At 68.2% G+C, this 20,220-nt stretch carries 24 protein-coding genes; 6 read left to right on the top strand and 18 right to left on the bottom strand.

Annotated features, from left to right (window positions below; genetic code table 11):
- Positions 1 to 4: 4 nt before the first annotated feature.
- Together MXB53_RS10855 and MXB53_RS10850 are read right to left on the bottom strand one after the other, a co-directional pair.
- Complete coding sequence (locus MXB53_RS10855) at positions 5 to 454, bottom strand: Hsp20/alpha crystallin family protein (protein WP_248897487.1); 450 nt, start codon at positions 452 to 454, stop codon at positions 5 to 7.
- Complete coding sequence (locus MXB53_RS10850) at positions 451 to 609, bottom strand: DUF7559 family protein (RefSeq protein WP_248897485.1); 159 nt, start codon at positions 607 to 609, stop codon at positions 451 to 453. The genes MXB53_RS10855 and MXB53_RS10850 overlap by 4 nt, the downstream gene beginning before the upstream one ends.
- 92 nt (positions 610 to 701) lie before the next feature.
- Between MXB53_RS10850 and MXB53_RS10845 the strand changes: the two genes are divergently transcribed.
- A complete protein-coding gene (locus MXB53_RS10845; protein ID WP_248897483.1) occupies positions 702 to 2,423 on the top strand; it encodes a radical SAM protein in 1,722 nt (573 codons plus the stop codon).
- On the opposite strand, the gene MXB53_RS10840 is transcribed toward MXB53_RS10845, so the two are convergent.
- The 9 genes from MXB53_RS10840 to trpC are packed head-to-tail and all read right to left on the bottom strand — an operon-like array spanning position 2,420 to position 10,212.
- Positions 2,420 to 3,397 carry a hypothetical protein gene (locus tag MXB53_RS10840; protein ID WP_248897481.1) on the bottom strand — a complete coding sequence of 326 codons (978 nt, stop codon included), beginning with the start codon at positions 3,395 to 3,397 and terminating at the stop codon, positions 2,420 to 2,422. The genes MXB53_RS10845 and MXB53_RS10840 overlap by 4 nt on opposite strands.
- Positions 3,398 to 3,433: 36 nt before the next feature.
- Entirely contained in the window at positions 3,434 to 3,832 is a 399-nt protein-coding gene (locus MXB53_RS10835; RefSeq protein WP_248897479.1) for a TRAM domain-containing protein, read from the bottom strand.
- A 52-nt stretch (positions 3,833 to 3,884) separates the two neighbouring features.
- Complete coding sequence (locus MXB53_RS10830; protein WP_248897477.1) at positions 3,885 to 4,535, bottom strand: YkgJ family cysteine cluster protein; 651 nt, start codon at positions 4,533 to 4,535, stop codon at positions 3,885 to 3,887.
- 47 nt (positions 4,536 to 4,582) lie between these two features.
- On the bottom strand, positions 4,583 to 5,338 hold the full coding sequence (locus MXB53_RS10825; protein WP_248897475.1) for an MBL fold metallo-hydrolase: 756 nt from the start codon (positions 5,336 to 5,338) through the stop codon (positions 4,583 to 4,585).
- Complete coding sequence (locus tag MXB53_RS10820) at positions 5,338 to 6,513, bottom strand: 3-dehydroquinate synthase II (protein WP_248897473.1); 1,176 nt, start codon at positions 6,511 to 6,513, stop codon at positions 5,338 to 5,340. The genes MXB53_RS10825 and MXB53_RS10820 overlap by 1 nt, the downstream gene beginning before the upstream one ends.
- 45 nt (positions 6,514 to 6,558) lie before the next feature.
- Positions 6,559 to 7,350, bottom strand: a complete 792-nt coding sequence (locus tag MXB53_RS10815; protein WP_248897472.1) for a 2-amino-3,7-dideoxy-D-threo-hept-6-ulosonate synthase — start codon at positions 7,348 to 7,350, stop codon at positions 6,559 to 6,561.
- A 29-nt stretch (positions 7,351 to 7,379) separates the two neighbouring features.
- Positions 7,380 to 8,213 (bottom strand): tryptophan synthase subunit alpha, encoded by an 834-nt coding sequence (gene trpA / locus MXB53_RS10810; protein ID WP_248897470.1) that lies wholly within the window; start codon positions 8,211 to 8,213, stop codon positions 7,380 to 7,382.
- Positions 8,210 to 9,460: a tryptophan synthase subunit beta gene (gene trpB, locus MXB53_RS10805; protein WP_248897468.1), complete on the bottom strand. Its 1,251-nt coding sequence runs from the start codon at positions 9,458 to 9,460 to the stop codon at positions 8,210 to 8,212. The genes trpA and trpB overlap by 4 nt, the downstream gene beginning before the upstream one ends.
- Complete coding sequence (trpC, locus tag MXB53_RS10800) at positions 9,457 to 10,212, bottom strand: indole-3-glycerol phosphate synthase (RefSeq protein ID WP_248897466.1); 756 nt, start codon at positions 10,210 to 10,212, stop codon at positions 9,457 to 9,459. Before trpC ends, trpB begins: the two co-directional genes overlap by 4 nt.
- Before the next feature lie 90 nt (positions 10,213 to 10,302).
- Here trpC and MXB53_RS10795 point away from each other — a divergent pair, with 90 nt between their 5' ends.
- Positions 10,303 to 10,749, top strand: coding sequence for an MGMT family protein (locus tag MXB53_RS10795; protein WP_248897465.1), 447 nt, complete (start codon positions 10,303 to 10,305; stop codon positions 10,747 to 10,749).
- A gap of 9 nt (positions 10,750 to 10,758) precedes the next feature.
- Here MXB53_RS10795 and MXB53_RS10790 read toward each other — a convergent pair whose 3' ends face one another.
- Both MXB53_RS10790 and lonB read right to left on the bottom strand, forming a co-directional pair.
- The gene (locus MXB53_RS10790; protein ID WP_345779707.1) at positions 10,759 to 11,526 is read right to left on the bottom strand and encodes a CPBP family intramembrane glutamic endopeptidase; all 768 of its coding nucleotides are present in this window, start codon (positions 11,524 to 11,526) and stop codon (positions 10,759 to 10,761) included.
- A 54-nt stretch (positions 11,527 to 11,580) separates the two neighbouring features.
- Positions 11,581 to 13,695, bottom strand: coding sequence for an ATP-dependent protease LonB (gene lonB, locus MXB53_RS10785; RefSeq protein WP_248897463.1), 2,115 nt, complete (start codon positions 13,693 to 13,695; stop codon positions 11,581 to 11,583).
- Between the two features lie 167 nt (positions 13,696 to 13,862).
- On the opposite strand from lonB, the gene MXB53_RS10780 reads away from it, so the two are divergent.
- Both MXB53_RS10780 and MXB53_RS10775 read left to right on the top strand, forming a co-directional pair.
- Positions 13,863 to 14,378, top strand: coding sequence for a nicotinamide-nucleotide adenylyltransferase (locus MXB53_RS10780; protein WP_248897462.1), 516 nt, complete (start codon positions 13,863 to 13,865; stop codon positions 14,376 to 14,378).
- Complete coding sequence (locus tag MXB53_RS10775; RefSeq protein ID WP_248897460.1) at positions 14,375 to 15,160, top strand: SAM hydrolase/SAM-dependent halogenase family protein; 786 nt, start codon at positions 14,375 to 14,377, stop codon at positions 15,158 to 15,160. Before MXB53_RS10780 ends, MXB53_RS10775 begins: the two co-directional genes overlap by 4 nt.
- On the opposite strand, the gene MXB53_RS10770 is transcribed toward MXB53_RS10775, so the two are convergent.
- Positions 15,145 to 16,047 carry a glycosyltransferase family 2 protein gene (locus MXB53_RS10770; protein WP_248897458.1) on the bottom strand — a complete coding sequence of 301 codons (903 nt, stop codon included), beginning with the start codon at positions 16,045 to 16,047 and terminating at the stop codon, positions 15,145 to 15,147. The genes MXB53_RS10775 and MXB53_RS10770 overlap by 16 nt on opposite strands.
- A gap of 38 nt (positions 16,048 to 16,085) precedes the next feature.
- Positions 16,086 to 16,790, bottom strand: coding sequence for a class I SAM-dependent methyltransferase (locus MXB53_RS10765; RefSeq protein WP_248897456.1), 705 nt, complete (start codon positions 16,788 to 16,790; stop codon positions 16,086 to 16,088).
- 146 nt (positions 16,791 to 16,936) lie between these two features.
- On the opposite strand from MXB53_RS10765, the gene MXB53_RS10760 reads away from it, so the two are divergent.
- Positions 16,937 to 17,209 (top strand): winged helix-turn-helix domain-containing protein, encoded by a 273-nt coding sequence (locus tag MXB53_RS10760; protein ID WP_248897455.1) that lies wholly within the window; start codon positions 16,937 to 16,939, stop codon positions 17,207 to 17,209.
- A gap of 6 nt (positions 17,210 to 17,215) precedes the next feature.
- On the opposite strand, the gene MXB53_RS10755 is transcribed toward MXB53_RS10760, so the two are convergent.
- From MXB53_RS10755 to MXB53_RS10745, 3 genes are read right to left on the bottom strand one after another with little or no spacing between them, the layout of a single operon-like run.
- Positions 17,216 to 17,584 carry a DUF7575 domain-containing protein gene (locus MXB53_RS10755; protein WP_248897453.1) on the bottom strand — a complete coding sequence of 123 codons (369 nt, stop codon included), beginning with the start codon at positions 17,582 to 17,584 and terminating at the stop codon, positions 17,216 to 17,218.
- Positions 17,585 to 17,611: 27 nt separating this feature from the next.
- The gene (locus MXB53_RS10750; RefSeq protein ID WP_248897451.1) at positions 17,612 to 18,295 is read right to left on the bottom strand and encodes a type I 3-dehydroquinate dehydratase; all 684 of its coding nucleotides are present in this window, start codon (positions 18,293 to 18,295) and stop codon (positions 17,612 to 17,614) included.
- 3 nt (positions 18,296 to 18,298) lie between these two features.
- Positions 18,299 to 19,363 (bottom strand): DNA-methyltransferase, encoded by a 1,065-nt coding sequence (locus MXB53_RS10745; RefSeq protein ID WP_248897449.1) that lies wholly within the window; start codon positions 19,361 to 19,363, stop codon positions 18,299 to 18,301.
- 83 nt (positions 19,364 to 19,446) lie between these two features.
- On the opposite strand from MXB53_RS10745, the gene MXB53_RS10740 reads away from it, so the two are divergent.
- Positions 19,447 to 20,199: a helical backbone metal receptor gene (locus tag MXB53_RS10740; protein ID WP_248898107.1), complete on the top strand. Its 753-nt coding sequence runs from the start codon at positions 19,447 to 19,449 to the stop codon at positions 20,197 to 20,199.
- Positions 20,200 to 20,220: the final 21 nt, after the last annotated feature.

Genomic DNA, 20,220 nt, shown 5'->3' with positions numbered 1-20,220 from the left:
ACGGTCACGCCGACTCGTCGCCGTCGTCCTCGTCCTCGTCGCCGTCTTCCGTCTGCACCGTGACATCCGTGCCCGACGCCTGCTTCGGCACTCGAACCTGTAGCGTCCCGTTCTCTTTCAGCGTTGCCGAGGCGTCACCGGCGTCGACGTCGGCGTCCGGCGGGAGACGCGCCCGGCCGTCGAGCGAGAGGCCGCGGCCGGGGAACCGCATCTCGAACCCCTCGTGGAAGTCGCGGAAGCGGTCGAGTCGCACCTGCACCTCGCCGTCGATGTAGCGCACCTGTACGTCGCTCCGGGTGACGCCCGGCGCGTCGAAGACGACGAGATACGCGCCGTCCGACTCCAGCACGTCGTAGGGGAGCGGCTTGCGCTCCTGTACCTTACTGACGCCGCGGCCGACCCGTTCGAGGACGGCCGTCGCCGCGGACTTGCCGAACTCCCGAAGCCCCGTCATAGTTCGATCGTTTCGAGACAGTCCGTTCCGCCACAGAGCGGACAGGAGAGGTCAGCGACGGTGTGATCGTCGGCGATGTCGTACGTGTAGTGGTTCTCGAACATATCGAGCTCGCAGTCATCGCTGGTGCATTTGATCTCTTTCGTGGCGGGCATGCGGCGAGATAATGCCGCGACCGGCATAAGTGGCGTGGGGGGTCGATGGGCACACGAACACGGTTTTACGCGTCGGCCGCAAACGAAGGGGTATGACCGACCCCGCCGAACTCTCCGTGACGATCGTCGACGGCTACGTCGACGAACCGGCACATTTCGGGGTCCCGCCGTACATCTCGACGTATCCCCGGTTCACCGCGGGCGCGCTCGTCGACGCCGGCGTCGCCCCCGCCAACATCGCCTACCACACCATCGACGAACTCCGCGACGACCGGATGAAGTGGGGCGACGTGGCCGACGCCGACCTCTTCATCTATCTCGGCGGCATGACCGTCCCCGGGAAATACGTCGGCGGCACGCCCGCCGAACCCGACGAGGTGCGGGAACTCGCCTGGACTGCCGACGGCACGACACTGATGGGCGGTCCCGTCCGCTTCGGCGTCGGCGACGAGAACGCCGGCGGCCAGGAGATGGAGCGCAAGGACCTCGACTACGACTTCGTCGCCAAGGGCGACGTCGAGGCGGCGGCCCACGACCTCGTCGCAAGCGGATTAGAGGGCTTCGGCGACCGCATGCGCGACAACGAAGAACTGGACCGCTGGGCCGCGAAAGGCGCGTTCGTCGTCGAGGATCATCCCAACCACCCCGACTACCTGATCGCGGAACTCGAAACCTCTCGTGGCTGTGCCTACCGGTGCTCGTTCTGTACGGAACCGCTGTACGGCGACCCCGGATTCCGCTCGGCCGAATCGGTCGTCCGGGAGGTCGAGGCGCTCTACGAGCGCGGCGTCCGCCATTTCCGTCTGGGGCGACAGGCCGACATCCTCGCGTTCGGCGGCGACGGCGAGGCGCCCAACCCCGACGCCCTCCGCCGTCTCTACGCCGGCATCCGGGAAGTGGCGCCCGACCTGGAGACGCTCCATCTCGACAACATGAACCCCGTCACCATCGTCGACTACCCGGAGCGCTCCCGCGAGGCCATCCGCATCATCGCCGAGCACAACACGGCCGGTGACACGGCGGCGTTCGGCCTCGAATCAGCCGACCCCGTGGTTCGCGAGGAGAACAACCTGCTCGTCACCGCCGACGAATGTCTCGAAGCGGTGCGCGTCGTCAACGAGGAGGCCGGCTGGCGCCCCGGCGACGACCCGAGCGACGCGCCCACCCACGGCGACGATGCGGCCGACCGCTTACCGAAGCTCCTCCCCGGTATCAACCTCGTCCACGGCCTGCAGGGGGAGCGCGAGGAGACGTTCGAGCACAACAAGCGCTTCCTCCAGCGCGTCTACGACGAGGGTCTGATGCTCCGGCGCATCAACATCCGGCAGGTGATGGCCTTCGCCGGCACCGAGATGAGCGACACCGGCGCCGACATCGCCGCCGACCACAAGAAACTCTTCAAGCAGTACAAGCGCGAGGTTCGGGAGGAAATCGACCGACCGATGCTCCGCCGGGTCGTCCCCGCGGGCACGGTGCTCCCCGACGTTCACTTGGAGTACCACCAGGACGGGAAGACCTTCGGCCGGCAATTGGGAACCTACCCCCTGCTGGTCGCCATTCCCGGCGAGCGTGAACTCGGAACGACCCTCGACGTGGCCGTCGTCGACCACGGCTTCCGCTCGGTGACGGGCGTGCCCCATCCGCTCGACCTGAACGCGGCGTCGATGGACGAACTCGCCGCGCTGCCGGGCGTCGGGCAGTCGACGGCGGGCGATATCGTCGTCAACCGGCCGTACGGATCGCTCCATGACCTCGATATCGACGCCGACCTCTCGCAGTTCGCGGCCGTCGAATCGATGGGGTCGGCCGACTAGGCGACGTACTCCGACATGCTGACCGCGTACCACTGGTTCTCGTAGTTGGCGTAGTCGATTTCTTCGGGCGCATCCTCCCCGGGCGTGGACACCACGCCGTCGCCGTCGTCGGTCACTCGCGTCACCTGTCGACCGAACAGCCGCTGCAGGTCGGCGTAGGGCTCGGAGTACGGCGCACACTCGTCGTAGCCGTCCTCGATGGCCGACTCGATGATCTCGCGTTGCGCCGCCGAGAGGTCGTGTTCATCGAGGTCGATTCCGCGGCGCTCGTGGACGTGGGCCGCGAAGTCGGCGACCGATTCCGCGACGGTCCGGGTTTCGATCCGGCGTCGCTCCATCGTCACCGTCCGTGTGTCCGTCACTTGCAGTCGGAACTCGCTCCCTCGGATGCGGACGTAGTCGTAGTTCGGATCGGGGACGAGTTCCGATCGGGCCTCCGCCTCGTCGTCGGGGTACGCGAGAGTGCCACCGATGCTGATGGCGCGTGCGCGGTCGAACCGGTCCAGTTCGCGGGTGTTCGGGTAGCCGAGTGCCGCGAACAGTGCCGCTCGGTCGACCGCTGGCAGGTCCGCGAACGCAACGCGCCGGGCGTCGGCGGGGACCGTCGCCTCGGCGTCGTAGTCGAGTGAGATGTCGTAGCCGGTCCGCTGGACGGTTTCGACGATGGATGTCTCGACGGTGAGATACGCGCCGCCCGTGGCGACGTAGTCGGCGTCCTCGAAGGGCTCCGAGCCGGTGTCGGGGACCCACAGCGTCGGGTGGGCGCCGCGGCGCGCGTCGTCGACGGCGGTGCGTTCGGGCGGCGAGAGGGTTTCGAGCGGGTCGCTGGCGGCGTCGGCGGTATCGGCGTCGCTGGTCGTCTGGAGACGGAAGTCGGTCCCGCGGGTGCAGCCACTACCGAAGCCGGGACCGAGACAGCCGGCGGTGGCGGCCAGGCCCGTCAGCCCGGCCGAGAGGAGGGCACGGCGGTGCATACGGACACCACGCGCGCCGAGCGGATGGGTTTTGTGCTAGAGGTCTTCGTCGATGATCTCGCCAACCGCGAAGTTGGACTTGACCTCGGTCACCTCTATCTTGACGCGCTCGCCGATCTCCGCGCCGGGGACGATGATGACGTAGCCCCGCTCGACGCGCGCAATGCCGTCGCCCTGCTTGCCGATGTCCTCGATTTCGACGTAGCGAATCTCGCCGACTTCGACCGGTGGTTGGGGTTCCGAGGCGGACGTCTCCGGCTCCGCGAGCTCTTCCTCTTCGGTCCGCTCGCGGGAGATGAGTGCGACTCGGTAGGTTTCGTCGGGATCGATAGAGCCCCGCTCGATCTCTCGCTGGGGTACTTCGATCACGTACGTTCCGTCTTCGGAGCGAACACGTTCGCTGAACAGACACAGCAGTTTATCTGAGATCTCCATATCGTAAACCTCGATGCGAACCTGTGGCGGCACCGGTAAAGGTGTATCGCCGCTATCGGGGGCGTCCGTCACGTGTTTTCGCGCCCTCCGAGTCGTGGACGACAACCTCGCCGGGGTCCGTGTCGACCGGCGCGTACTCGTCGCGGACGTCGATGGCCTCTTCGAGTTCCCGGATCGCCCGCTCTTTGAGTGCCGCCGCCAGGTCCTCGGCGTCGTCCCGGGAGATGTCCCGGCCTAACCCCTCGCACTCGTGGGCGCGGACCATCCCTGACTCGTCGACGGCCTCGCCCATCGGCTGACTCGTCCCGCCGAGCGCGACGCTGAACGGGTAGGTCTCACAGATGAGCGGCCGGTCGTCGTGGACCGTACACGTCCCCTCACCGTCTTCCTCGGCGTAAAAGGTGCAGTCGCCGCAGCCGTCGGTCGCCAGCGCCCACTCGAACGTCTCCCCCTCCGGCCCCTCCGACCCCTCTTCGAGGCCGTATGGCATCGGCCGTGCCACGTCCCGCCAGTCGCGGTCGGTCGACTCCTGGAGCGCCCGCACCTCGTCGGGAAACACCGTCGCCGTGTGGGGATCCTCGGCGTCCGCCTTGCAACACGCGCCACAACGGGTGCATTCGAACCCGATGGATTCGATGGCGTCGGCGAGGTCGCTCACGTCGAGGGCTTTCGCACGGCCGAGTTCGGCCTCTAGCGACTCCATACTGCCAGTGAGTGATCGAGACGCAAAACGCCGTCGTCCCGCTCGGTTCACGCCGGGCGGACGCGCCCCGTCTCGCGGTCGAACCGGACGCGCCCCTCCCGGTCGAGTTTGTCGAGGTGGGCATGGACGGTGCCCGCCGCGAGGTCACGAACGCCCGTGAGGTCGCGGTCGTACGCCGCATCGAGGACGGCCTCGACCGATTCGGCGCCCTCGTGGACGGCGCGTTCGACCCCTCGCTCGCGCTCCGCGCGGTGGGCCATGAGTCGCGTGATGGTCGCGCGGGGGTCGCCGATGACCGGCCCGTGGCCCGGAAAGAGGCGGGATGGATCGCGGGCGTACAAGCGACGGAGGGCGACGAGATACGCCCGCAGATTCCCCTCGGGCGCGGCGACGGCGACACTCCCGGTCGCGACGGCGAGGTCGCCAGAACAGATGCCGGTCTCGCCTTCGAAGGCGACGTGATCCGGCGCGTGCCCGGGCGTATCGAGGACGGTCAGGTCGCCGACGGTCGTCCCCTCGCTGAAGGTGCGGTCCGGGTCGCAGTCGGTCGCGGCGGCGAAGCGCTCCTCGCGACCGCGCCGCGCCCAGACGGTCGCGCCCGTCTCGGCGGCGTAGGTAGCGACGCCGCCGACGTGGTCGGGGTGGGCGTGCGTGATGGCGACATGGTCGACCTCGCCGTCGGCGACGGCGGCGTCGAGTTCCGGCGTGCGCCCCGCCGGGTCGACGAGGACGCCGCCGCCGAGATAGGCGTTCGTCCGGCCGCCGGGCGCCGTCGTCTCCGTCGGCACCGGAACGCGCTCCATTACTTCTCGATGATGCTCTCTTCGACCGCCTCGCCGAAGTGCCGCGCCACGTCCTCGTAGTAGACCAGCATCTCGTCGCCGGCCTCGAGGTCGGTCACGGCGGTCCGGCCCTCGTGGGTGTGGACCTTGATGGTCTCGGCGTTCTGGAGGAGTGTCTCGATGCGGTCGGTGCCGTCCTCGGTTTCGACCGCCGCCTGAATCCGGAACATGGGCCGTTTCTCGATTTTGACGCGGCCGACGACCGTCTCGCGGGTGTCGCCGTCGGTGTCGACCACCTGCACCTCGTCGCCGCTCGTGAGTTCCGAGAGGTACTGCGTCCCGCCGCCGGGCGAGCGGACGTAGGCGTGGACCGCGCCCGCGTTCACGCGGAAGGGGCGCGAGGCGACGTACGGCGATTCCGCGGTCTCGGCGTGGACGAAAAAGAGGCCCCGCGACATGGAGCCGACGAGCATCCCCTCGTCGTGTTCCATCAGCGAACTCGTATCGACGCAGACGCGGTCGGCCATGCCGGTGCGTTCGACAGCGGTCACCTCGGCGTACTGCAGATCGAGGTGTTCGCGCTCGGCGGCGTCGCGCATCTCACAGGTGGACCGGATCTCGTCGGAGTCGCCCGAATCGAGGAGGACGCCGTCGGCGCCGATTTCCAGCGTCTCGAAGGCGGTCTGGGCCTCTTCGGCGGAGGTGACGCCCGCGATCAGATCCGTCTCGTCGCCGATGCGGGCGATGAGGTTCTCCAGCGGGATGATGGTCCAGTCCTCGCCGACGACGATGGTGTAGTCGCCGTCTTGTGCGGCCGCCTCCGCGAAGGCCTCGTAGTCCTCGTCGAAGATGCGGACGTAGGCGCCCTGCGCCCGGTCGTCGTCGCGGCGGAGCGTCGAGAGGTCGGCCGATCCCGAGAAGTCCGGCGGGAGGTCGACCGTACCGTCGCCTTCGCCGTTCTTGCCGACGATGTACGCGTCCGCCGTTGCGCCGTCGGGTTCGGCGTCCTCGACGAGGTCGGCGTCGGAGCGGAACGCCGCGACGTTCACGTCGCCGAGTTCGCGTACTTGCGCTACGTCGGCCTCGTCGACGAGGACCCAGTCGACGCCGGCCTCTAGGCCCGCGGTGATGCGCTCCTTTCGCGACTCCCAGTCGCCGACGTCGCCGTCGGCCTTCAGCCACACGCTTCGTGTCATTACACGCAACTCGACGCGACGTGGCTTCAACGTGGCGGATGGGGGCTAGGCTTCGAGCAGGCCGCTCCGGGTGAGCGCCTCGTCGACGTCGGCGTCGTCGTGGAGGACGGCGGCGATGGCGCGCGTGATAGCCCCGGGATCGTCGTGCTGGAAGATGGAGCGCCCCATCGAGACGCCGGCGGCGCCGCCGTCCATCGCGCCGCGCACCATCTCGATGGTCTGGCGGTCGGTGCCGCGACTGCCGCCCGCGATGACGACGGGGAGACGCGTCCCCGCACAGACGGGGGCGAAACTGTCGCCGTCGCCGCTGTAGCCCGTTTTGACCACGTCGGCGCCGAGTTCCTCGGCGAGGCGAACGGCGTGCGCCAGCGCCTCGGGGTCGTCCTCCGCGATGTCCGGCCCGCGGGCGTACGCCATCGCCAGCGTCGGGATGCCGAGCTCCTCGGCGCGTTCGGTCACCCGCGCGAGGTCGGTCATCTGCTCGGGTTCGTACTCGGAGCCGACGTTGATGTGGAAGGAGACGGCGTCGGCGCCGGCCCGGAGCGCGGCTTCGACGGTGCCGGTCCGTCGCTTGTCGTCCTCGTCGGGACCGATGTTCGTCGAGCCGTTGAGGTGGACGATGTAGCCCGCGTCGTTTTTATGCTCGTGAACGCGTGACGCCACGCCCTTCTGTGTCAGCACAGCGTCGGCACCGCCGGCCGTCACCGCGTCGATGGTCGATTCGATGTCGACGAGCCCTTTCACAGGTCCCATCGTGACGCCGTGATCCATCGGGACGATCAGGTATCGGTCGTCCGTCGAGATGCGCCGGAGACGCGCGCGAGTTCCCGTGTTCATCAGTATGGTATTCTGTACCAGTAGCGCTTTTATGTACGTTCCGGATGCGTTCGTTCGTCCGCCCCTCGGAGCGCCCCTTCCTTGAGTTCGCGGGCCTTCGACTCCAGGCGGTTGGCCACGGTGACGGGGGGATCGCCCCGTTCGACGCCCGTCTCGATGATGTCGATGAGCGCGGAGCCGACGATGACGCCGTCGGCGCCCGCCTCGATCACTTCCTGGGCGTGCTCGCCCGTCGAGATGCCGAAGCCGACGGCCTTGGGAACGTCCCACTCCGCAATGCGGTCGAGGCTCTCGGCCGTCCGATCGGAGAGGTCGGCCCGCGCGCCGGTCGTCCCGAGACGCGCCTGGACGTAGACGTAGCCCGACACCTGGGCCATGATGTGCTCCAAGCGCTCGCCGCGGGTCGTCGGCGCGACGATAAAGATGAGGTCACAGTCGTGTTCGTCACACGCCTCGCGCAGGGGGTCGGCCTCCTCCGCGGGCAGATCGGGGACGACGAAGCCCTCGACGCCTGCCTCGGCCGCTCGGCGGACGAACGCCTCCGGCCCCGTCTCGTCGCCGAACTGGTAGATGAGGTTGTAGTAGGTCATGCAGACGATCGGCACGTCGACCGAGAGGTCCTCGACGAACTCGAAATACCGCGTCGGCGTCATCCCCGCCTCCAGGGAGCGCACGATGGCGCTCTGGATAGTCGGTCCCTCGGCGATGGGTTCGGAGAACGGCAGGCCGAGTTCGATGATGTCGGCGCCGCCCCGTTCGAGAGCCTCGACGTACGCGAGCGAGGACTCGTAGTCGGGGTCGCCCGCCGCGAGATAGGGGATGAACGCCGGGCCGCCGGCGAACGCGTCGTCGATGGAGCTCACTGGAACCCCCCCGTCGCCGCGAAGGTGTCGATGTCGGGCGCGTTCTCGATGTCACGGTCGTGGGTCTCCTCCAGCACCGTTTCGAGGTCCTTGTCGCCGCGGCCGGAGACGTTGACCACGACCACGTCGCCGAGGTCCTCGTAATGATCCTCCAGATAGCCGAGCGCGTGGGCGGATTCGAGCGCCGGAATAATGCCTTCCAACTGCGACAGGCGATGGAACCCTTCGAGCGCGCCGTCGTCGTCGACGGTGACGGCGGTCACGCGGTCCCGGTCCACGAGGGCGGCGAGTTCGGGGCCGACGCCGGCGTAGTCCAGACCCGCCGAAACGCTGTGGGACTCCATGATCTGGCCGTCCTGGTCCTGCAGGACGCGCGTCCGGGAGCCGTGGAGGACGCCCTCCGTGCCCGTCGAGAGCGTCGCCGAGTTGGGGGCGACGCCGCGTTCCTCGTCGACTTCCAGGCTGCTGCCGCCGGCCTCGACGGCGTAGAGGTCGACGTCCGCGTCGTCGACGAACTCCGCGAAGACGCCCATCGTGTTCGACCCGCCGCCGGCACAGGTGACGATGGAGTCGGGGAGGCGGCCGGCCTTCTCCTGAATCTGCTCTCGCGCCTCCTCGGAGATGACCCGCTGGAAGTCGCGGACCATCGCCGGGAACGGATGCGGCCCGACGACCGACCCGATGACGTAGTGGGTGTCCTCGACGTTGGTCGCCCAGTCGCGCATCGTCTCGCTGATGGCTTCTTTCAGCGTGCCTCGGCCCACCGTCACCGGGGTGACCTCCGCGCCGTTGAGGCGCATCCGGAAGACGTTGGGTCGCTGGCGGTTGATGTCTCGGCGACCCATGTACACCTCACAGGGCATGCCGAGGTGGGCACACGCCATCGCCGTCGCGGTGCCGTGCTGGCCCGCGCCGGTCTCCGCGATGATGCGGTCCTTGCCCATATACTTCGCCAGCAGCACCTGCCCGAGCGCGTTATTGAGTTTGTGCGCGCCGCCGTGCAGGAGGTCCTCCCGCTTGAGATAGACGTCCGTGTCGTAGCGCTCGGAGAGGCGCTGGGCGTGCTGGAGCGGCGTCGGTCGCCCGCCGAAATCGGCCAGGCGCTCCCGGAACTCGTCCATGAAGCCGTCTTCGTTCGCGAGGACGTACCGCTCGTAGGCGTCCTCCAGTTCCTCGATGGCGGGCATCAGCGCCTCGGGAACGTACTGTCCACCGTACTCGCCGAACTTGCCTGTGTCAGAACTCATGCTCTCGTAAGTCGCCGCACGTTCTCGGTCACGTCGCCGTCCATGATCGCGCTCCCGATCAGCAGGGCGTCGGCGCCCGCCGACCGCATCCGCTGGACGTCGTCGGTCGATGCGATCCCGCTCTCCGCGATGAGGGTCACGTCGTCGGGGACGTGGGGCGCCAGCGACTCGAAGGTGTCGAGGTCGACTTCGAGACGGCCCAGGTCGCGGTTGTTGACGCCGACGATCTCCGCACCGGCGTCGAGCGCCCGGTCGAGTTCGTCGCGGGTGTGGACCTCGACCAGCGGCTGGAAGCCCCGTCGCTTCGCCGCCGCGACGAGGTGCTCCAGGTCGTCCACGAACCGCGCGATCAACAGGACGAGATCCGATTCCACGAGGTCGAGTTGGGACTCCGTCACGATAAAGTCCTTGCGGAGCACCGGCACGTCGACGGCGTTGCGGACCTGCGTCAGCGCCGCGATCGACCCGCCGAAATGCTCGGGTTCGGTGAGGACCGAAATCGCCGTCGCTCCGCCCGCGACCATCGCCCGGGCGAGTTCGGCCGGGTCGTCGTCCCGCTGTCCCTCGGTCGTGGGGCTGGTCGGTTTCACCTCCGCGATGACCGGCACTCGGCCATCGGCCTCCGCGGCCGCGATGGCGTCCGTGAGGGAGCGAGGCGTCACCGACACGTGCTCGTCGCCACCTGCCCGCTCGCGGGCGGCGGTCAGAATGGACCGCACCGCCGGAGCCAGTTCTTCACCATTAGAGTCCATTGTTGTACACTGATGGTCTTATTTGGACATAAGCCTTGCGTCCCGGCCGGGACGACAACCCCTATCAGGCAACCGGTCCATCCGACTACCATGGAGGGAGTTTACGCGCGCGAGTCGTCGTATCTGGGTCGTGCAGTCCAGCTCGGCGTCGTCGGCGGTCGAGTCATCAGCGTGTCGTTTCCGGAGTCGCCGCCCGCCGACGCCGACCCCGATCATCCCTTGCTCGACCGGGTGTTCGACTACCTCGACGGCGCCGAGGACCACTTCGACGACGTGACCGTCGCGCTCACCGTTCCGACCGACCAGCGCGAGGTGCTCGAAGCCGTCCGGAACGTCCCCTACGGCGAGACGGTCGACGTCGCTCGCGTGGCGCGCCTGGCGGGGCTCGACGACGAGACCGAGGGCGATCTGGAGACGGTCCGCGCGGGGCTCCGGGCGAACCCGGTCCCGCTGTTCATCCCCGATCATCGCGTCGCCGGCCCGGGGGCGACGCCTCCTGACGTGGCCGAGCGCCTGCGAGAACTCGAATCGTCGTAGCCCGATCAGCTACCTGCTATCTCGGTCCGCGTCGCTCCCGACGAACTCCAGGGCGTTCACGAGGTAGTGAGCGATCACGACCGTCCACAGACTCCCCGTGAGGACGAACGCCGCGGCCAAGACGAACCCGAGGGCGCCGGTGACGACGACGCCGATCCATCCCTGAGCGCCGTGGCCGAGGGCGAACGCGGCGGAAGACACACCGGCCAGGAGCCACGGCGAGACGCCGAAGCCGACGGCGAACGCGCCCACCAGCACGCCCCGAAAGAGCAGCTCCTCGAACCCCGCGACGAGCGGTAAGACCACGCCGAGGAGGAGCGCCCACCCCGCCGTCGTCTCGGGGGTCATCGCCCGGCGGAGCGCCCCGGGGTCGCCGAGGTCGTAACGGTCGCTCAGCCGCGACCCAGCGACGTTGACGGCGTGGAGCGCAAGCCCGAGGGCGACGCCGGCGCCAAGCGCTACCGGCGTGAACGCGTCCGCCCCGGCTCCGAGCGCTGCCGCCGGAATCGACGCGTACCACGCGCCGACGAGCAGGAGCGCGGCGAACAGTCCCTGCGAGAGGAGGACGTTCACCAGCAGCGTCGATGTCGAGGGTGTCGACGACTCGCCCACGACGCGCTTCGAGAGGGTGGGCGGGGCGTCCGTCCCCGCAGCATACTGCTCGGTACCGGTGTGGGAAGTGCTCGTATCGATCACACCGGCGGACGCACGCGCGAGAAGTAGCAAGCCCACGACGACGACGACGACGAAGCCGGCGAAGGCCGTCCACGCGGGCATCAGTCGAGCCGTGGCGGTGCGCTCATCTGGCGTGTGAGACGAAAAGCGGTGCCCCTACTGCGGGCTGGGGCTGCTCGGTCCCTGATTGACGCTCTGTTTGTCGAGCGCCGACCCCGTGATGGTCTTGAGCCGGTCGACCAGCGAGTCCTTCTCGGGCTCGCCTTCGAGCGCCACGTCGAGCACTTCGCTGATGTGGCTGACCGGGATGATTTCGATCATCTCCTCGTACTCGTCCTCGATCATCACGTCCTGCATGTTGGACTGGGGGATAATGACTCGGTCACAGCCGGCCTTGGCCGCGGCCTCGATCTTGTGCGTGACGCCGCCGACGGGGAGCACGTCGCCCCGGACCGAGAGCGATCCGGTCATCGCGAGCGACTGGTCGACGCCGACGTCTTCGATGGCGCTGATGACCGCCGTCGCGACGGTGATGGAGGCGGAGTCGCCGTCGACGCCGCCCTCACCGGCCTGAACGAACTGGATGTGGATGTCCTTCTGGGTGATGTCCTCGTCGGAGAACTTCTTGATGATGGCGGAGACGTTGGAGACGGCCTCCTGGGCCATCTCCTTCAGCTGCCCCGTGGCGATGACTTCGCCCGGACCCTGCGAGGGCGTCACTTCGGCCATCACGGGGAGGACGATACCGGAGTCCTCGCCCATGACGGCGAGGCCGTTGACGCGGCCGGCGACGAACCCCTCGTTGACTTCCAGTTCGTAATCCTTCCGGCGCTGGATGTAGTCGTCCGCGAGCTGCTGTTCGATGCTGCGGGAGCGACCTTTCGCCTGCAGGACGTGGTCGCGAGTGGTGTTTTCGGCGTCCTCGGCACGGGCGATGTCGCCGGCGACACGCACCAGGCCACCGAGATTGCGCAGTTTGAGCGTCAGGTGGCCCTTCCGGCCGGCCCGACGCCGCGCCTCGAGGATGACCTCCTCGATGGCCTCGCCCGTGAAGTGGGGAAGGCGGCCGTCTTTCTCCACTTCCTGGGCGATGAAGCGGGCGTACTTCCGGCGCATGTCCGGGGTGTCCTCGATGGTGTCGTCCATGTACACCTCGTACCCGTAGCCCTTGATCCGCGAGCGGAGCGCGGGGTGCATGTTCTCCATCGCGTCCAGGTTCCCGGCGGCGATCATGACGAAGTCACAGGGAACGGGTTCGGTCTGGACCATCGCGCCCGAGGAGCGCTCGGACTGGCCCGTGATGCCGAACTCGCCTTCCTGAATCGCCGTCATGAGATGCTGCTGGGAGCGCACGTCGAGCGTGTTGATCTCGTCGATGAACAGCACGCCCTTGTTGGCCTTGTGGATGGCGCCCGGTTCGACCCGGTCGTGGGAGGGCGTCTCCATCCCACCGGACTGGAAGGGGTCGTGGCGGACGTCGCCGAGCAGCGCGCCGGCGTGGGCACCCGTGGCGTCCTCGAACGGCGCCGTCTGCTGGTCGGCGGTGTTGACGATGAGGTTCGGAATCATCGCGTCCGACCCACGCGAGCCGTAGCGGAAGGCGAGATAGATGATCCCGGCCGCGAGGATACCGAGCAGGATGTTCCCGGCGATGATGAGGGAGTAGCCGAGGACGATGGCGATGATGATCCACATCAAGAAGGAGCGCATCTGGTTGCGCTTCCGGGCTTCCTCCTTGTGGGCTTCGACGATCTGGTCGCCTTTCCCCGAGGGCACCGTCCGCACCTTCGGCTCGTTGCCGTCGTCGGGGTTGTGATAGACCAGCACGTCCTGTAGCTCCTCTTTGGGGAGGAGTTCGCTCATCGCCTTCGCGAGCATCGACTTGCCCGTCCCGGGCGAGCCGATCATCATGACGTGACGGCGCTGTTTGGCCGCCTTCATCACGACGTCGCGGGCGTGTTCCTGCCCGATGACCTGATCCACGAGGCGGTCGGGGACCTGAATCTCGGCGGTGGAGTCGATCTGCAGCCCACCGAGGAGGCCGTCCTCCGCGTCCTCGTCGATTTCGGCGTCGATTTCGACGTCACTCCCTAAGTCCTCGATGGACTTCTCGTCCGTATCGTCGCCGGGGCCGTCGCCGGACTCCGGCCCATCGGACGGCGTCGGGACGTTCTCCTCCCAGTCGTCGTCCTCACCGCGCTCTCGGGGCGGGTCGTCGACCCGCTCCGCCTCGTCGGCGAGGCGCTCGTCCGTGTTCGTGTCGTCGTTCATAGAACGGTTTCGTTGGTCGAACTGAAGGGGTCGGAACTGATATACTTTCTCCCCACTGTCCGCACCGCTTATGTGGAAAGATGGGGCGCTGACACGGGTGTACGCCCGTAATTCTGGATAGTCACCGACTCGTCGAATTTATAAATGCGCGCGTCCACGTCGGCACCATGCGGGGGTTCTACATCGGCCGGTTCCAGCCGTATCACGACGGTCACCACCGGATGGTCGAGGAGATCGTCTCCGAGGTCGACGAACTCGTCCTCGGTATCGGGAGCGCCGGCCACTCCCATTCGACGCACAACCCCTTCACGGCGGGCGAACGCGTCATGATGGTCACGAAAGCTCTCGCCGAGTTCGACCTCACGACCTACGCCGTGCCCATCGAGGACCTCGACCGCAACGCCGTCTGGGCAAGTCACGTCCGAAGCATGTCTCCCACCTTCGACGTCGCGTACTCCAACAACCCGCTCGTCATCCAGTTGTTCGAGGAGGCTGGCGTCGAGGTGCGGCAGTCCCCCATGTTCAACCGCGAAGTGCTCGAAGGGTCGGAACTCCGCGAGCGCATGATCGAGGGCGGCGAGTGGCGCCATCTCGTCCCCGACCCCGTGGTCGGCGTCATCGAGGAAATCGACGGTATCGAGCGCATCCAGCGCGTGAGCGAGACCGACGCCAACGACGTATGATCACGCTCGCCTCCGACTTCGGCTCGCCGTACCCGGCCGCGATGAAGGGCGTGATCCTCCGGCGAACCGACGCCCGCCTCGTCGACGTGAGTCACGACCTGCCCCGGGGGTCGGTCCGCGAATCGGCGTTCTGGCTCCGCGAGACGCTGCCGACCTTCCCCCCGGCGACACACCTCGCCGTCGTCGATCCCGGCGTCGGGACCGACCGCGGCGTCCTCGTCGCCCGCGCGGGCGAACACACGTTCGTCGGCCCAGACAACGGCCTCCTCGTGCCGGCCGTCCGTCGCATCGCCGCCGACGCTGACGCCGAGGTGACGTGGTTCCACGCCGACCCCGGTGCGCCCGAATCCACCACGTTCCACGGCCGGGACGTGTTCGCCCCGCTCGCGGCCGAGATGCACGACGCGGTTCGCGAGGGGACGCTCACCGACCACGACCGTCTGACGCGGATCGGATCGCCCGTCGACTGCCGCCTCTCCGACGCGACCGTCGACGCCGGCGAGGCCGTGGGCGAAGTCCTCGCCGTCGACGACTTCGGCAACGTCATCACGAACGTCCCCGGGGCGTTCCTCGCTGGTCACGACGCCGTGACCATCAACGGCGACCGCGTCCCCGTCGCCGAGACGTTCGCGGTCGTGGCTCCCGGCGACCCGCTGGTCACCGTCGGGAGCCACGGCTACGTCGAATGCGATGTCAACGACGGCCGCGGCGACGAACGCTTCGGTCTCGCCGTCGGGGACCGCGTCCGTCTCCGTCCCGTCGATACCTACCGCCAGTCGTAGCGGGCGACGATCCGGTCGGATCGGTCGGCGATGCCGTTGGGATTGCGGGCCGGCGACCGGTCTTTCACGCGAGCGAGGAGGCCGTCCGCCGCGCCGCGGGCGACGCCGCTGATCACGTCGCGGCCCGCGCCGATCCACTCGGTCGGTTCGAGATCGCCGCGGAGGACGTCGCGCGCGGCGGTCAGGGCGTCTCGCGCCGCTCGACTGGCCGTCCCCGTCGCCGCGGCCGGCCGAATGCCGTAGTTCTTGACGAGGCGATAGGCGAGCGACCGGAACTCCGCGCCACGGTCGTCTACCGTCACGCCGCCGTCGGCGGAGTACTCCTGCCGGACGCCCATCTCGGGCCGCCAGTCCACCTCGTAGTCGAGGCCGGCCAGTCGGTGCGCGAGGTCACGGTCCCCGCCCGTTTCGAGATACTCGTCGAAGCCGTCCAGCGCGTCGAGAACCGGGCGCCGGAAGGCCACGTTGCCGCCGTTGAAATACGTCACCTCGCGGGTGCCGACCCGCTGGTGCTCTGACTCCTCGGTCGTCATCCCCCCACCGAGGGTGCGGTGTGTCGGCCCGGTGACCACCGCTGCGGTCTCTACCCCCTCCCGAAGCCCCTCCAGCCACGACGGTTCGACCACCAGATCGTACTGCAAGAGAGCGACCACGTCGCCGGTGGCGACTTCTAGGCCGGCGTTGCGGGCGACGTTCGCCGTCCGGGTCGACACTTCGACCAGTACGTCGACGTCGTCGCGTTCGCGAATCATCCCGGTAGTGCCGTCCGTCGACGGCCCGTTGACGACGACGACCTCCGCGCCCGGGACGTGGGCGGCCAGCGCGTCGAGGCAGGCCGCGAGTCGGTCCCGACCGTTGAGGGTCGGTATCACTACCGAGAGGTCCATATCCGACCACACCGACTCCGCGAATATAACGATTCCCGTTAGACGCGCGTATCCCAGTAGGACACCGACGCGAGGTGGTCGCCCAGCGGCGTCTCACCGATAGCGGTGTCGAGACTCCGGAACGCGCCCGCGAGTCGGTTGGGGATCTTTCGGTAGAACCCGTACGGCAGGACGAAGTCGTGGCTGTCGTCGTCGAGCGTCAGATCCGCGCCGTCGACGAGGCGCTCGACTTCAGCTCGTCCGTAGAGGCGAGACCCCATCGGGAGCAGCCAGTTGTAGATGACGCGCGTGCTCCGGTCGTTGAACGTATCGAAGAAGACTTGCTCTTTCGAGACCCGGGACATCTCCGCGAGGAACTTCGCGGGAGTGTCCGCCAGGTGGAAAAAGCGCATCGCGAACACGGTGTCGAAATGATCGTCCGGAAACGGCAGTCGGGCGGCGTCCCCGCGCAGGAACTCGATGCGGTCGGCCACGCCCGCCGACCGAGCCTTCTCCCGCCCCTGGGACAGCATCGCCGAGGAGATATCCAGACCGACGACGTCTGCGCCGCGTTCGGCCAGCATGACCGTGAACCGGCCCGTACCACACGCGATTTCGAGCACCTTTCGGTCCTCGATCGGGCTCAACGCTTCGAGGACGGCCCGCTTCTCGCGGCGGTCGATCAGGCGCCCACCCCGTGAGAATCGCTTGGCGTCGTACTCCTGCGCGACCTCGTCGGCCTGATACCACTCCTCTCCTTTCACGCTAGCCGTCTTTTCGCCCGGAGATTAAAACGTACTGGATGCCGCGCCGAGCGATCCCTTTTTGTAATTAATGACATATAAGGTATCTCGTGTGTTTTCACGCATATGGAGATAACCTTTACCACTACCGACTCGGACGTTCGGGTATGAGCACCACAGCAGCGGACTCGATCGGCGATGACCGGCTGACTACCACCGAATATCGAGAACGCCTGAGCGAACTGCCGCCCAGCGCGAAACTCGTCGCGAAAGTGCTGGAAAGCGACTCGCCGCTCTCGCAAGGGCAACTCGCTGAAGAGTCGCTGCTCCCCGACCGGACGGTTCGGTACGCGCTGAACCGACTCGAGGAGTCGGACATCGTCGGCTCGCGCTACAGTTTCAAGGACGCCCGGAAACAGGTCTACTTCCTGCGAACGTAGTCGCGATCACTTCTCTTCCGACCCAGCACACCACGGACAGAAGGACAGCTCCGGGTCCAGATCACGGCCGCACGTCGGACACGACGCGGTCGTCCCCTCGGACGGTGACGACTGGGCCACGCGGTACGCATCGAGCGTGTTCAGCGCCAGCAGACCGATCACTGGCACCGTCACCTGGGGCGGGAGCGTCGCCACCGTCGCGGTCTCCGGGTCCGAAAACGTCGCGATCAGCACGAGCCCCGTCCCGATAACGAACGAGAACCACGCGAACGCGCGACCCCACTCCCGGAGGTAGGCGTGGCCCGCGCCCGCGATACCCGCGGTAGCGCCGACGACGCTGACCGCCACCGCGATCACCGCCTTCCGATTGCCCATCGGGTTCCCGTATCGGTGCGCATCCGCTTATACTCCTGGCCCAAGTCGCTCGATCAGATCCGCGAGCGTCGCCAGGTCGTACTGGCCCGGCGCCGTCGCTTCCGCGGGGTCGACCGGCGCGTACCCGATCTTCGACCCGTAGAGCGGAGCGACCGCCCGCGTGTGACGGCCTGCTTCCCCCATCGCCATCGTCGCGACCCGGTTCCCGCGCTGCGTCGCCGTATGCGTCGCCGACAGCACCGCCAGAGCGTCGCCGGGATCGGTCGCCGTCACCGCCAGTTTCCCCACGTCGCCGCGGTCGGCGGCCGTCGCCAGCAGGTCGACCAGCCGTGACTCCGGCGGGGTCCCCTCGAAGTCGTGGACCGAGGCGACGACGCTCGCGCCGTTTGCCCGCGCCGTCGTCGCCGCGGCCGCGCCGGCGTCCGTGCGGAGACTCGACAGTTCGATGTCGACCGCGCCGACCGCGTCGTGGGCACTCGCCGACTCCAGAGCCGCCAGTCGCTCCGCTTCCGCCCCGTCGGCCTCGCCGCCTTCGGCCGGATCGCGGTTCGTGGCGATCAGGGACAGGTCGCCGTCGTATTCGTTCAGTGCCGCCAGCGGCTCGGTCGCCAGATCCATCCGAAACTCGACGGCGTCGGCGTGGGGCCGCGCCGCCGGTTCGTCACCGAGGTCGGCCGTCGCCGCCGCGAGTACCAGCGAATCGAACTCCATGCTTCACTCTTCGTGAGCGTCGGTAAAGTCGTTCCCGTCGAACGGGGCGTGGTCGAGGACGTACCGCCGCCCCCCGCCTGCGGACTCCTCCGAAACCGACGCCACCGCGTAGGGGCGGATCCGTCGCTCCGCTTTCGTCACGACCGGGAAGTCGTAATACTCGGCCGCGTAGCCACCGTCCCGGTCGGCCATGGCCTCGCGGTGGCGGTCGAGACGGTCGGCGAGACGCCGGGTGGATGCCGCGGGGAGGCCGTCCACCTCGTCGTCGAGCGCCGCGAACAGGTCCTCGTCGAGGTCGTACCCCACCGAGTTCCGGGCGGCGTGCATCGCCGCGAGCGCCGTCGTTCCCGTCCCGGCGAAGGGGTCGAGCACCCGGTCGTCCCGGACCGAGAACATCCGGATCAGGCGAAGCGGAATTTCGAGCGGGAAGGCCGCGGAGCGGTCCCGGCGCTCCTCGTGGTCGGCGAGCGCCTGCTCCTCGCCCCGGATCTCCCACAGGTCGGAGAACCAGCGGTTGCGCTCCTCCCAGAAGAAGGCGCTTTCGTAGCGGCGGTCGTCGCCCGGGGGGAACGAGCGCGTCCCGCCTTTCCGGAAGAGGAGGATGTACTCGTGTTCGAGCGTGACGTAGGCGTTCGGCGGCAGCGTCCCCGACCCCATGAACTTGGTGAGACTGTTGGTCGGCTTGCGCCAGAGCACGTCCGGAAGCGGGGTCAGGCCCTCCCGACGGAGGGCGTCGACGACGCGGGCGTGGTTCGGGAACTGCTGAAACTCGCCCCCGATGGTGCGGGTCGCGTCACCGACGTTGATACAGGCGACGCCGCCCGGCGCCAGCACCCGTTCGATCTCCGCCCAGACGGCGTCGAGCTGGTCGTGCATCAGGTCGAAGGCGGCGTCGCCGTCGCCCGCCGAAAGCGCCGCCTCCACGTCGGGATCCCGGGCCGCAAACAGGTCGTCCCAGAGGTCGATCATCGGGTACGGCGGCGACGTGACGACGAGGTTCACCGACTCGTCGGCAACGTCGTCCATCGCCGCCGCATCCCCGACCCGGAGGTCGTGCGTGGTCCGCATCACCACCCTCTCTCGCTCCCCGGCAAGTATCGGTGTCGGTCTCGCCGCCCGCCGCGACGTTCATACCCGTCCGCCCCGTCGCCCTGACCATGCCCCGTCGCATCGTCTCGCTCGCACCGGCCGTCACCGCGACGCTCCGTGACCTCGGCGCTGCCGACCGCCTCGTCGGCGTCACGGCCCACTGTCCGTCGGAACTCGACGGTCACGACGTGGACCCGGCGGTCCTCGGCGGATGGCTCGACCCCGACCTCGACCGTCTGGCGTCGCTCGACGCCGATCTAATCTGTACCAGCGACGCGCTCCAGGCCGAGGTGCGGGATGCGATCCGTGACCGCGGGTTCGACGTGTATCACGCCGATCCGCGGACGCTCGACGAGGTCATCGAGGGCTTCGCTGCGCTCGGACGGGCGGTCGGCCGTCCCGACGCGGGTGAGCGCCTGGCCGCCCGGAGTCGCGCGCGCCTCGACCGTCTCCGCGACCGGACGCCGGATGACGCCCGACCCACGGTCTACTGCGAGGAGTGGGCCGACCCGCCGATGGCGGCCGGCAACTGGGTGCCCGAGGTGGTCGCCGCCGCTGGGGGGCACCACCCCTTCGTCGATCGCGGCGACCGCTCCCGAGAAGTCTCCCGTGCGGCGGTCGAGGAAGCCGCCCCCGACCACGTCGTTCTCCATCTCTGCGGGTACGGGTCACGCGTCGATCCGACGACGTTCACCGACCGCGAATGGGACATCGACCCCGCGGTCCACGCCGTCGACGACGCGCTCTTGAACCAGCCGAGTCCGAACCTGCTCGACGGCGCCGAGCGCCTCGCCGACCTGTTTTATACGGAGTAGTGTAAGTCAGTACCGGTGAGT

The organism is Haloplanus sp. XH21 (assembly GCF_023276355.1).
Classification (GTDB): Archaea; Halobacteriota; Halobacteria; order Halobacteriales; family Haloferacaceae; genus Haloplanus; species Haloplanus halobius.
This window is presented reverse-complemented; position numbering and strand designations above follow the sequence as displayed.